This window comes from Umezawaea sp. (assembly GCF_057122925.1).
The window spans coordinates 58744-70613 of record NZ_DBNGPQ010000056.1; the positions used below are offsets into that span (position 1 = coordinate 58744).

Here is an 11870-nt window from a genome sequence, read left to right on the forward strand (position 1 = left end):
CGTTCCGTGTGTGCCGTTGACCTGGCCGGGGGTAGTCGTGGGCCCGTCCGCGTGGTTTTCCTGATCAACCCCTTGGCAGGGGTCCCCGGTGCGGTTGGCTGGCGGTGTGGCACCCACGGAGAAGGAACGGCTCGATGTGGTCGAGCCGGCGATCGCCGACCTCAAGACCGTCACCGAGGTGCTGACCGCCGAACTGGGCAGGGTCAGCGCGCGTCTGCTGGTGCTCGAACGCAGGCTGGCGGGTGCGGGCGCCGGTCCGGACGAGGACCTCGACGCCGTCGACGACGAGATCGCGGACGTCGTGGAGGCGCTGCGCAAGGCGTGGGACGCCGAGCAGGAGGTGCTGGCCGACTCGGTGCGCGTGCGGATCCGCCAGGAGGTCGCCGAGTTCGAGGAGTTGCAGAACCGGCGCGAGGCGGGCAGGCGCAGGCTGGAGTCCGGGCGCAAGCCCAAGTTCGAGCGCGACAGCATCGTCCACGAGATCCACCAGCTGGACTGGCACATCGGCGCGCGGACGAGCAGCGCCCAGGAGGCGGCCGACCGGCTGGCCGCCGACCAGCGCGCGACCCAGGAGGCGTGGCGGCTGGAGGCGATCGTCGCCGGGGAGAAGGCGCGGGAGGAGATGTGGGCCGCCGCGCGCACCAGGATCGACCGGGCGCTGGCCGCCGACCTGCGGCTGCCGGTGTGGTTCCGGGTCGGCCTCGGCGAGATCACCTGCCCCGACCCGGCCCCGTGGCTGCTGGCGGCCACCGGCCTGGTGGCGTACCGCCTGGAGTACGGGGTCACCGACCCGGTCCGCCCCCTCGGCCCGATCCCGTCCGCGTCCTCAGGCTCCGCCGCGTGGGTGCGGCGGACGGAGATCTACGGCGACGTGGCGGAGCAGATGAAGGGACTGCGCCCCTGACCGTGCCGCGCAGGCCGCCCCGGACCGCGAGCGGCACGGCGGATCAGGGGGCGCAGGAGGTGAGCATCGACGCCAGCGCGTCGTGCTCGGCCTGGTCGATCGTCAGCTTGTAGGTGGACTTCACGGCGATCCAGTCCTTCGAGTACTTGCACCAGTAGCCCTGGGCCGGTGGCTTCCACTTCGCCGGGTCCTGGTCACCCTTGGACCGGTTCGTCTTGGCCGACGTGGCGATCAGCTGGACGCCGCCGAGGTCGTTGGCGAACGCCTTGCGCTGGTCGTCGGTCCACGCGGCGGCGCCGGAACGCCACGCCTCGGCCAGCGGCACCGTGTGGTCGATGTCCATCTCGCCCGCGCTGGTGATCGTGAGCCCCTCGTACGGGCTCACCCAGGTGCCCTCGACGGCCTTGCAGTCCTTGTCGTTCTTCACGTTCGAGCCCTGCTTCTGGAGCACGACCTCGCGGGTGTCGCAGGAGTTCCCCTGGCCCGACCAGTGCGGGAACCGGTCCCGGCTGTAGCCCGCCATCTTGCCCTCCGGGCCGATCACCAGCCCGGCGAGCTGCGCCGCCGAATCACCCGCGGACGGGGGAGGGGCGCTGGTGGGCGAGTCGGTGCCCGCCCTGTCCAGGTACCACGCGAGAGCCGCCAGGACGATCACGATGACCAGGCTCGTCAACGCCGTGGCCTGCTTGCGGTCCATGCGCTGGGCCCTCCCGTCCTCGGTGGTCGACGGCCCTATGATCAGCGATCACCGAGGACGGGCCGCGGGCAGGTCCCGTTACGGACGGCTGGTGAGGTAGCCGCCCATGGTCGTGAAGTACTGCGCGGCGCTCAGCTCGGTGCCGTCCTCGGTCCGCACGCGCTTCACCAGCAGTCCGTGGTTGCGGCCCCGCCGGGCGTCCGAGCCCGCCACGATCGCGACGCCGTCACCCTCGCGGTAGAAGATCCGGCCCGGCGTGCCGCCGTACTTCGCCCCGGACACCTCGGCCTCCACGATCTCCAGCCGCTTGCCCCGGTGGAACGCGTACGCGCTCGGGTACGGCGCGCACTGCGCCCGCACCAGCCGGTCCAGCTCCTCGGCCGACCAGGTCCAGTCGATCCGCAGGTCCTCGTCCGCGCGCTTGTGGAAGAACGACGCCTTGCTCCGGTCCTGCTTCACGAACCCGGTCTTGCCGGAGGCGATCTCCGCCAGCCCGTCGACCGTGATCGGCCCGAACAGCTCCACCGTCTTGTGGAACAGGTCGGCCGTCGTGTCGCGCGGACCGACCGGCACCGACCGCTGGAGCACGATGTCGCCCGCGTCCAGCGTCTCGTCCATCATGTGCGCCGTGACGCCGACCTCCTTCTCGTCGTTGATCAGCGCCCAGATCAGCGGCGAGAACCCGGCGTAGGACGGCAGCAGCGAGTCGTGCACGTTCAGGGTGCCGTGCTTGGGCAGGGTGAAGATGTGCGGCGGGATCCAGGTGCGCCAGTTGGTCGCCACGATGACGTCCGGCTCGACCTCCTTGAGGCGGGCCAGCAGCTCCTCGTCGTCCGGCCGGTTGCGGATCAGCGTCTCGACGCCGTGCTCGGCGGCCAGGTCCGCGACCGAGTCGCTCCAGATCTGCTCGTACGGGTGCTCGCTCTTCGGGTGGGTGACCACCAGGACGACGTCGTGCTCGGAATCCAGCAGCGCCTGCAGGGTCCGGTGCCCCCAGGTTTGGTACCCGAACATGACAACCCGCATGGCCATCCCTTCCTCGAACACAAGTCAGCCTTACCTAAGTAACGGAAGGCTAACCGAACTGGCCGAGCCTGCGTAACCTGGCGGTTCGTGATCCTCGATATGAAGCTGGTGCGCGGCCGAATCATCACGATGGACCCCGCTCGACCCGAGGCGACCTCCGTGGGCGTGTGGCGAGGTCAGGTCGTCGGTCTGGACGAGGAGGTCGCCCACCTCGACGCCGAACGGGTCGTCGACCTGGACGGCGCCGTGGTCCTGCCGGGGTTCGTCGACGCCCACAACCACCTCGCCTGGGCGGGGCGCGCCAGCGTCACCCCGGACGTCTCCTCCTGCCGCTCGGTGGCCGAGGTCGTCGCCCGCCTGCGCGAGGTCACCCCCGTGGGCGACTGGCTTGAGGTGGCGGGCTACGACCACCGCGTGCTGGACCGCCCCCTGACGGCGGAGGACCTGGACGCCGTGGCGCGGGACCGCCGGATCTACGTCCAGGACCGCTCCGGCCACGCCTGCGTGGTCAACACCCCCGTGCTCCGGGAACTCCCCGCGACCCTGCTGAGCCCCGGCACCCCCGGCGTCGAGTTCGACCGCGACGGCAACCCCACCGGCGGACTGGCCGAGGGTGCCCAGACGGCCGTCCGCGCCCTCCGCCTGCCCTACTCGATCGACGAGATCGCAGGCCACGTCGCCCTCGGCGCCCGGCAGTGCCTCGCGCAGGGCGTCACCACGGCCGCCGAGGCGGGTGTCGCGGGCGGGATCGTCGGCAGCAGCCCGGTGGAGATCGCCGCCTACCAGCGGAACCGCCTGCCGCTGCGCGTGCAGCTGATGGTCTCCGCCGACGCGCTGCACCCCGTCGCCGCCCACCGGGACGACCGCGTGACCAGGGCGGTCGACCTCGGCCTGCACACCGGTCTCGGCGACGACCGGCTGGGCATCGGCGCCCTCAAGGTCTTCACCGACGGCGGCATGATGGCCAGGACCGCCGCCATGACGGAACCCTACGAGGGCACCGGGAACAGCGGCCAGCTCCAGGACGACCCGGAGCGCATGACCGCGGCCATCCTCGACGGCCACGCCGCGGGCTGGCAACTGGCGGTCCACGCCATCGGCGACCGGGCGCTCGACTTCACCCTGGACACCCTCGAAGAGGCCCGGAGGCGCCACCCGCGCGAGAACACCAGGCACCGCATCGAGCACTGCGGCACCACCCGCCCGGAACAGCTGACCAGGATCGCCGCCCTCAACGCCGTCCCGGTCATCCAGCCGACGTTCCTCTACGACAACGGCGACGACTACAGCGCCATCATGGGCGAGCGTCGCACGCCGTGGCTCTACCGCGGAAAGTCGTTCCTGGACCACGGGATCACCATCGCGGGCAGCTCGGACCGCCCGGTGACGGAGGGCTCACCGCTGCGGGCCATCCAGTTCATGGTCGACCGCACGGCCCGCGACGGCGGGCAGATCGGCCCGGCCGAGGCGATCACCATCGACCAGGCCCTGGCCGCCTACACGACCGGCTCCGCCTACGCCTGCAACGTCGACGCCACCAGGGGGACCATCGCACGGGGCAAGCTGGCCGACTTCGCCGTGCTGGCGGACGACCCGAGGACCCACGACACCAGCGGGATCAACGGCATCCGGGTGCTGGCGACGATCGTCGGGGGCGACCCGGTCCACAACCCGGAGAACCTCTAGCCGCACAACGGGCGGCGCACTCCTGAGCGGTAACACCAGGACGCGCACACCCGCGCACGGCTGAACAAGCGACTCGCCCACCCGCACGAAGACGACCGGCCCCCACGGCGCCGGCGAGCGGGCCAACGCGAAACGCGGCCGATCCTACTGGGGCACCCGACCACCGAACCCGAGGACCGGACAGCTCCCACCAGCCCGATCGAGGATCACACCAGGACGGCCGCCCTCCCCCGTCACGCGCTCAGCCGCCAGTGCAGCACGTACCCGGCCGCCTCGGCGGCGATCAGGGCGTCCAGCTTCCCCAGGTTCGTCCTCTTCCCCAACCGGAACGCCCGCCCCCGCCGGGCGTCCAGCACCACGGGCTCCCCGCCCGGCAGCGTCTCGTCCATCGTCTGCTGGAGGATCCGCAACCCCACCGTCGCGGCCTCGCGCGTCAGCGGCGCCTCCTTCACGTACACCAGCGCAGCGGCCAGCGACCCGTCAGCCATCCGCAACCCCAGGTGCGGTCGCACCTTCAACGTCAGGTCCCCGGCGGTCCACCGCGCGGACGACACGGGCACCCCCGTGACCCGCGCCTTCCGCAGCCACGGCAGGAACCCCTCGGCCACCTCCTCGAACGCCCTCAGCTGCCCGTTCCGGTTGGCCGCCAGCACGGCGCCGCGCAGCTCCACCTCGGGCGTCGGCGACGACACGGCCCGCCGCATCGCGTCCCGCACGGGGTTGTAGAACCCGCACATCCTCGGGTCCTCGGCCAGGTACATCGCCCGCTGCTCGCCGAGGATGGTGATCCGCCCCCGCTGCCCGCTCATCACGTACTCGGTGAACGACAGAGCCGTCACGCTGATGGTGTCCATGGACCAACCGCCCCCTTCGAACGACCGAACCGCTGTCCCTGACGTTACTGCGGGGGTACGACAAAAATCGGCCGCACCAAACGCCCCGCGCGCTAGGCCGTTCGCACCAGCGGCAGCACGACTGACCAGCCTCGAAGCCCTCGCGGCCCGCGCACCCCGAGTCGGCAGCGCGGATGTGACGAAACCCGTCCGCCGCCCGGCATCAGACTTTCGGCTCTAACCCCCTGCCCGTCGGCTTCGTACTGTCCGGACCATGACGCGTCGCGGATCGCTCATCGGTGCAGTCGTCACGCTGGTAGCCCTCACGGCGGGGGTGACCCCGGCGACCGCCGCGGCGCCCGCGACGACCGTCAGGGACGGCGTGACCCAACCCGTCTTCCCCCTGGCGGACGCCATCCGCGAGACCGTCTACGTGGACACCGGCCTCGACCTCGACGCGGACGGCACCAAGGACCGCGTGGCGGCGGACGTCATCCGCCCGGCCACCTCCGAGAAGGTGCCCGTGATCATGGACGCCAGCCCGTACTACCAGTCCGCGGGCCGGGGCAACGAGGGCGAGACGAAGACCTACGACTCGGCGGGCAAGCCGGTCAAGTTCCCGCTCTTCTACGACAACTACTTCGTCCCCCGCGGCTACGCGGTCGTGCTGGTCGACTTCGCGGGCACCTCCCGCTCCAGGGGGTGCCTGGACACCGGTGGCAGGGCCGAGATCTCCTCCGGAAAGTCGGTCGTCGACTGGCTCAACGGCCGCGCCGCCGGCTACACCGCCGTCACGGGCGGCACCGCGGTGACGGCGTCCTGGTCCACCGGCGCGACCGGCATGATCGGCAAGTCGTGGGACGGCACCATCACCCAGGGCGTGGCCGCGACGGGGGTGGCGGGTCTGCGCACCATCGTCCCGATCGCCGCGATCAGCTCCTGGTACGACTGGTTCCGCTCCGACGGCGTCTCGTTCAGGAGCTTCGGCACCCCGACGAGCCTCGCCTCGGGCCACGAGAACGCCAACGCCCGCTCCCGCTGCGCCGCCGTCCGCACCGAGATGACCAACGGCTCGCCGTCGAACGGCGACGTGACGCCGATGTGGGTCCAGCGCGACTTCGTGCGCAACGCCGCCAACGTCAAGGCCAGCGTCTTCGCCGTCCACGGCCAGGCCGACCTCAACGTGAAGACGCTGAACTACGGCCAGTGGTGGGACGCGCTGCCCGCGAGCACGCCCCGCAAGCTGTGGCTGTCCCAGACCGGTCACGTCGACCCGTTCGACTTCCGCCGCGGCGCGTGGGTCGACACCCTGCACCGCTGGTTCGACCACTACCTGCTCGACGTGCCGAACGGCATCGACACCGAGCCGCAGGCCAGCATCGAGCGCACCCCCGACACCTGGGTCCAGGACCAGAGCTGGCCGCCCGCCGGGACCGCTCGCCAGACGTTCCACCCGTCGGCGACGGGTGCGCTGACCACGACGGCGTCGAGCGGCACCGGCACGTTCACCGACAACGGCAGCGGCTCCGCGAACTCCTGGATCGCCTCCCCGGACAGCACGTCCACCTCCCGCACGCTGTACCGCACGGGCGCGCTGACCGCCGACCTCCGGCTCTCCGGCACCTCCTCCCTCACGGTGGCGGCGACGCCGTCCACGTCGACCGCGCACCTGTCGGCGTTCCTGGTCGACTACGGCCCGGCCACGATCCGCAGCGGTGAGGGCATCCGCACGCTGGCGACGGAATCGTGCTGGGGCGAGAGCCGCACGGGCGACGACTCCTGCTACCGCGACACCGCGACGACCACCACGGCGGTCAACGCCGAGATCATCGCGCGCGGCTGGGCCGACCTGGCCAACCACGCGTCGCTGACCGCGCCGACCACCCTGGTGCCCGGCACGAAGTACACGATGACCCTCCGACTGTCCACAACGGACCACGTCGTGCCGAGGGGGCACCGGCTGGGCCTGGTGGTCGCGGGCGCGGACACCAGCCAGATCAGCGCCCCGGCCAGGCTCCCCTCGGTCTCGCTGGACCTCGCCCGGACCTCCGTGCGGCTGCCGGTGGTCGGCGCTGTCCCGGCCGCCACCGGCGACCTGACCGTGGGCCGGGTCGGCACCCAGCCCGACCGCGCGCCGGGCAGGCTCGACGGCTAGTCGAACAGCGCCGCGGCCCGGCCTGACCGTCGACCGGGTGGGCTTCGAGGAGCGGGTCCTTCGGGTACCCGAAGCGCTGCGGCGGTGGATCGCGCGCGTCGCGGCCTTCCGCCACGCGCTGGCCCGCAGGTCCGCGCACGACGACCGGGTGGCCTGGCACGAGCGGCCGCCGCCCTGCTGCGTCGCGTTCCGTCGGGGGTGGGGGAGCCGCCCCCGCCCGGATCCTGCGCCGAACTGGTGACCTGAGTCACGAGGATTTCCATGTGCACGTGAGCTGCCGGGGTCGCTAGCCTTCGGTACTCAAGTTTGAATACCGAAGGGAAGTCCAGTGACCGTCCTGGTAACCGCCGCGACCGGCACCACCGGCCGCGCCGTCGTGCACGCACTGCTGGCCGCGGGTCAGCAGGTCCGAGCACTCACCCGACACCCGGCGAAAGCGGGCCTGCCCGACGGTGTCGAGGTCGTCCGGGGCGACCTCGAACGCCCCGAGGACCTGGCCGCCGCGCTCGACGGCGTCGACCGCGCCTACTACCTGCCCGTGGCCGTCCACGACGAGCGCGGGGTCGACCTGGCGGACGACTTCCTCGCCGCGGCGGCGGCGTCGGGGCTGCGGAGGATCGTCACGCTCACCGGCAGCGCCGTCACCACGCGGCGACCGGGCAGCTTCGAGCTGCTCCTCCAGGTGGAGCAACGGGTTGAGGCATCCGGACTGGAGTGGACCCACGTCCGGCCGCACGAGTTCGCCGTGAACAAGCTCGACGTCTGGGCGCACTCGGTCCGCACCGAAGGCGTGGTGCGCAACGCTTTCCCCGACGGCACGGGTGTCCCGGTCCACGAGGCCGACATCGCCGAGGTCGCCACGACCGCGCTGCTGGAGGACGGCCACCGGGGCAGGGCGTACACGCTGACCGGTCCGGAGCGGCTCACCCACCGGCAGCAGGCCGCCGCGGTCGCCGAGGGCATCGGCAGGCCGCTGCGGTTCGAGCCGCTCACCTTCGGCCAGGCGCGGCGGATGCTCATCGAGGGCGGGTACCCCATGGCCATCGCCGAGTACATCTTGAGCTACCAGGCCGAGTTCGCCGAGGAGCCGCCGGAGGTCTCGCCGGACTTCGAGCGGGTCACCGGCAGGCCGGGGCGGACCCTCGTCGAGTGGGCGCGCGACCACCGAGCGGACTTCGGGCAGTCCTGAAACCGGACGAATGGTGACGGGAAACCGTCACCGGTGGTGAATGGGTGACCGTTCGCGCAGCGTTGCGTGAGTTGCCGCGTACCTTCGGTGACAGTCGCTCGTTTGCGTTCCGCGGCTGTGGTCGCATGTGACCGGTAATACCGTCCACATGCGACCACAGGTCCCGCTCCGATCGATTCGGGATCGGGCGAACTTCGACCGTGCCCGGTGTTCCGAATCGTTCTGACCAGCAGCGCCCCCGGCAGGATTCGAACCTGCGACCTCGGGATTAGAAGTCCCTCGCTCTCTCCACTGAGCTACGGAGGCTGGAGGGGATGCCGACCACGTGCCGTAGCAGCGTAGCCGTCCCCAACGGTCTCATCGCCGGAGGACGTGTGACCGTTTCCGTTCAGAGACCCGAATACTGTTAAGAATGGCCGAAAGTGACGCAGATCACCTTGGTGGCCGGGTGGAGGCCCGCAGCACGAGTTCCACGGGCACTCTGATCGGTCCGCCGGGGCTCTCGCCGTCGAGCAGCCTGAGGGCGAGTTCGCCCGCTCTTCGCCCTTTCTCGGCCAGTGGCTGCCGAACCGTGGTCAGCGGCGGGTCGGCGTGCTTGGCGTCGGGCACGTCGTCGAAGCCGGTGACCGACACGTCGTCGGGCGTGGTGAGCCCGGCGTCGCGCACGGCCCGCAGCGCGCCGAAGGCGAGCTCGTCGGACGCGCAGAGCAGGGCGGTGGGTCTGGGGTCCTGCTCCAGCAGCCATCTCGCGCCCGCGCGGCCCAGTTCCCGTCTGCTGCCGCTGGCTTCCCAGATCGGCACGCCGGTGATCCCCGCGGCGGCCAGCACGTCGAGGTAGCCCGCCAGCCGGTCCCTGGTGACCCGGAACGACGCCTCGGTCCGGCGGCGCTCGTCCACCGGGCCGGTCCTGCCTCCGGGGCGCAGTGCGAACGTGAGCACGCCGAAGTGCCGATGCCCCAACAGGAGCAGGTGCTCCGCCGCCGAACGGGCGCCACCGGTGTCGTCCACCTCGACGCGTGCCGCGCCGGCGAGGACCGGTTGGTCCACGACCACCATCGGCAGGCCGCGGGCGCGCACGGCGGCCAGCGCGGGCGCGTCGTCGGGCAGGGAGTACGCCACGAACACGTCGGCCTGCGCCCTGGCCACGGTCTCCGGCCGGGGTCCGCCGGTCTCGTTGCCCGGCATCAGCACCAGGCAGTGGTCACGACCGTCCACAGTGGAGGCCAGTCCGTCGAGGAACACGCTGACCGCCGGATCGGAGAACGCCGCGGTCAGCGGCTGGCCGAGCATGAACCCGACGGCGGCGCTGGACCTGGTCGCCAGGCTGCGGGCCACGGGGTCCGGTCCGGCGTAGCCGAGTTCGAGCGCGGCGGCCAGGATGCGCTCGCGCAGCGCGGCGGAGAGCTGGTCCGGCCTGTTGTAGGCGTTGGACACGGTCGCGCGCGACACCCCGACGACACCGGCGACGGTGTCGAGGGTCGGCTTGCGCGGTCGGGCTGTGTCCACACCGCAGAGGGTAGCCATCGACCTCGAAGATCGGACTGGACGGATCTGAAGCGCTTCAGTCATGCTGGGGTGAGACCCGATGAGGAGGACCGCCTTGCCGTCACCCCGACTGGCCGTGTTCATCGTCTTCGTCTTCAACGGCGCGGTCTTCGGCTCGTGGGCCGCCCGCGTCCCCGCGCTGGCGTCCCAGGTCGGCGCGGGCGAGGGCACGCTCGGCCTCGCGCTCCTCGGCGCCAGCATCGGGCTCGCGCTCACCGCGCCGTTCGCCGCGCGCCTCTGCGCCGCGTTCGGCGCTCGCCGCGTCGTACTGGTCAGCGGTGTCGCCAGCGCCCTCGTCCTCCCGCTGCTGGCGCTCACGGCCACGCCGGTGCACCTGGGCCTGGTGCTGTTCCTGCTGGGGTCGAGCATCGCCGCGCTCGACGTGTCGATGAACATCGCGGCGGTCGGCGTCCTGCGGGAGCTGGACCGGCCGCTGATGCCGCAGTTCCACGCGGGCTTCAGCTTCGGCGGTCTGATCGGCTCGATCGGCGCCGCGCTCGCCGCCGCCGCGTCGTGGAGCCCGCTGCCGCACTTCCTGGTCGCCAGCGCCGTCGGACTCCTGGTCCTGCTGCTCGTGCACCGCAGGGTGCCCGGCGAGTCCGGTGAACGCGACCGCGAGGTGGCCGTCGGTCCGCAGCCGACCGTCCTGCGCCGTCCGGTGCTGTGGCTGCTGGCGGGCGTCGCGTTCTGCTCGGCCATCGCGGAGGGCGCGTCGGCCGACTGGTCCGCGCTGTTCCTGGTGCGGGAGCGGGGGATGGGCGAGGCCGCCGCGGCCGTCGCGTACGCGGTGTTCTCCATCACGATGGCGCTCGCGCGGCTGTCCGGCGAGCCCGTCCAACGCCGCTGGGGTCCCTACCGCCTGCTCGTCGGCGGAGCGGTGGTCGCCTCGGTCGGGCTCACCGCCGCCGTGCTCGTCCCGGTGCCCGCCTCGGGCTACGTCGGGTTCGCGCTCGCCGGACTGGGGCTGGCGTTCGCCTTCCCGGTGATCATGGACCTGGCCGGGGAGGCCGGTCGCCGCGCCGACGGCACCGGCGGCGAGCGCGAGCTGGGACTGGTGACGACCATCGCCTACACCGGGTTCCTCGCCGGGCCGCCGATCGTCGGCGGGCTCGCCCACCTCAGCTCGCTCACGGTGTCGCTGGGCGTCGTCGCGCTCGTCTGCGCCCTCATGGTGCCGACGGTGTGGTTCGCCGCCCGCTCCCGCGCCCGCGAACTGGCCGCTAGGCGACCGGAATCCGTGCCAGCGCGGCCTTGAGCAGCGGTGCCATGACGACGACCATCTGGTCCGGCACACCGCCGGTCTGGGCCATCGCGACCAGGACGCTGCGGTTGGCGTTCACCGCGATCGTGGCGGTGCAGACCTCCTCCGGACCGGTCAGCTGGCAGAACATCCACGTCGAGTGGCCCTCCACCAACTGCTCCTTGCCGCCCTTCTGCCGGTCCCGCACCTGTTCGTAGCGCTGGTAGAGGGCGGTGACGACGGTCCGCCCGGTCGGGCTGCCGTCGTTCAGCAGGTACTGGCACGACTCCTGGATCGTGTCGTCCTGGCGGCGCGGGTCGCGCTTGAACACGCCGATGCCCTTGAGGTCGTTCGCGTCGAGCACCTTGCACGGGTCGACGCCCGCGACCGTGCGCGGCTTGGCGATCTTCGGCGCCGGACCCGCCGCGACCGACGTCGAGGGCGCCGTCGTCCTCGTCGCGGTCGTGGCCGAGGTGTTCGGGTCCGGCAGCGCGGAGCCGTTGACGGAGTAGCTGCAGCCCGCGAGGGCCAAGGCCGCCAGCACGAGCGGCAGTGCGCGAGGAGGGCGGGTCACGGGTCGGAACGGTAGTGGGTC

General features: G+C 72.0%; 10 protein-coding genes and 1 tRNA gene. 5 read left to right on the forward strand and 6 right to left on the reverse strand.

What is annotated here, in order from left to right:
- Positions 1–106: 106 nt before the first annotated feature.
- Positions 107–904 carry a hypothetical protein gene (locus tag AC156L_RS12555; protein WP_330877339.1) on the forward strand — a complete coding sequence of 266 codons (798 nt, stop codon included), beginning with the start codon at positions 107–109 and terminating at the stop codon, positions 902–904.
- Between the two features lie 43 nt (positions 905–947).
- Here AC156L_RS12555 and AC156L_RS12560 read toward each other — a convergent pair whose 3' ends face one another.
- Together AC156L_RS12560 and AC156L_RS12565 are read right to left on the reverse strand one after the other, a co-directional pair.
- A complete protein-coding gene (locus tag AC156L_RS12560; RefSeq protein ID WP_330877340.1) occupies positions 948–1601 on the reverse strand; it encodes an HNH endonuclease family protein in 654 nt (217 codons plus the stop codon).
- A gap of 78 nt (positions 1602–1679) precedes the next feature.
- Positions 1680–2627 (reverse strand): methionyl-tRNA formyltransferase, encoded by a 948-nt coding sequence (locus AC156L_RS12565; RefSeq protein ID WP_330877341.1) that lies wholly within the window; start codon positions 2625–2627, stop codon positions 1680–1682.
- Positions 2628–2714: 87 nt separating this feature from the next.
- On the opposite strand from AC156L_RS12565, the gene AC156L_RS12570 reads away from it, so the two are divergent.
- Complete coding sequence (locus tag AC156L_RS12570) at positions 2715–4313, forward strand: amidohydrolase (RefSeq protein ID WP_330877342.1); 1599 nt, start codon at positions 2715–2717, stop codon at positions 4311–4313.
- Between the two features lie 233 nt (positions 4314–4546).
- Here the strand turns inward: AC156L_RS12570 and AC156L_RS12575 are convergent, their stop codons facing one another.
- The gene (locus AC156L_RS12575; protein WP_330877343.1) at positions 4547–5167 is read right to left on the reverse strand and encodes a hypothetical protein; all 621 of its coding nucleotides are present in this window, start codon (positions 5165–5167) and stop codon (positions 4547–4549) included.
- Positions 5168–5420: 253 nt separating this feature from the next.
- Between AC156L_RS12575 and AC156L_RS12580 the strand changes: the two genes are divergently transcribed.
- Both AC156L_RS12580 and AC156L_RS12585 read left to right on the forward strand, forming a co-directional pair.
- On the forward strand, positions 5421–7301 hold the full coding sequence (locus AC156L_RS12580) for a Xaa-Pro dipeptidyl-peptidase (protein WP_330877344.1): 1881 nt from the start codon (positions 5421–5423) through the stop codon (positions 7299–7301).
- 328 nt (positions 7302–7629) lie between these two features.
- Complete coding sequence (locus AC156L_RS12585; RefSeq protein WP_330877345.1) at positions 7630–8490, forward strand: NAD(P)H-binding protein; 861 nt, start codon at positions 7630–7632, stop codon at positions 8488–8490.
- Positions 8491–8723: 233 nt separating this feature from the next.
- Here AC156L_RS12585 and AC156L_RS12590 read toward each other — a convergent pair.
- A tRNA-Arg gene (locus AC156L_RS12590) sits at positions 8724–8796 on the reverse strand.
- 126 nt (positions 8797–8922) lie between these two features.
- A complete protein-coding gene (locus tag AC156L_RS12595; RefSeq protein ID WP_330877346.1) occupies positions 8923–9996 on the reverse strand; it encodes a LacI family DNA-binding transcriptional regulator in 1074 nt (357 codons plus the stop codon).
- A 94-nt stretch (positions 9997–10090) separates the two neighbouring features.
- Here AC156L_RS12595 and AC156L_RS12600 point away from each other — a divergent pair, with 94 nt between their 5' ends.
- The gene (locus tag AC156L_RS12600; protein ID WP_330877347.1) at positions 10091–11290 is read left to right on the forward strand and encodes an MFS transporter; all 1200 of its coding nucleotides are present in this window, start codon (positions 10091–10093) and stop codon (positions 11288–11290) included.
- On the opposite strand, the gene AC156L_RS12605 is transcribed toward AC156L_RS12600, so the two are convergent.
- On the reverse strand, positions 11256–11849 hold the full coding sequence (locus AC156L_RS12605) for a DUF3558 family protein (RefSeq protein WP_330877348.1): 594 nt from the start codon (positions 11847–11849) through the stop codon (positions 11256–11258). The genes AC156L_RS12600 and AC156L_RS12605 overlap by 35 nt on opposite strands.
- Positions 11850–11870: the final 21 nt, after the last annotated feature.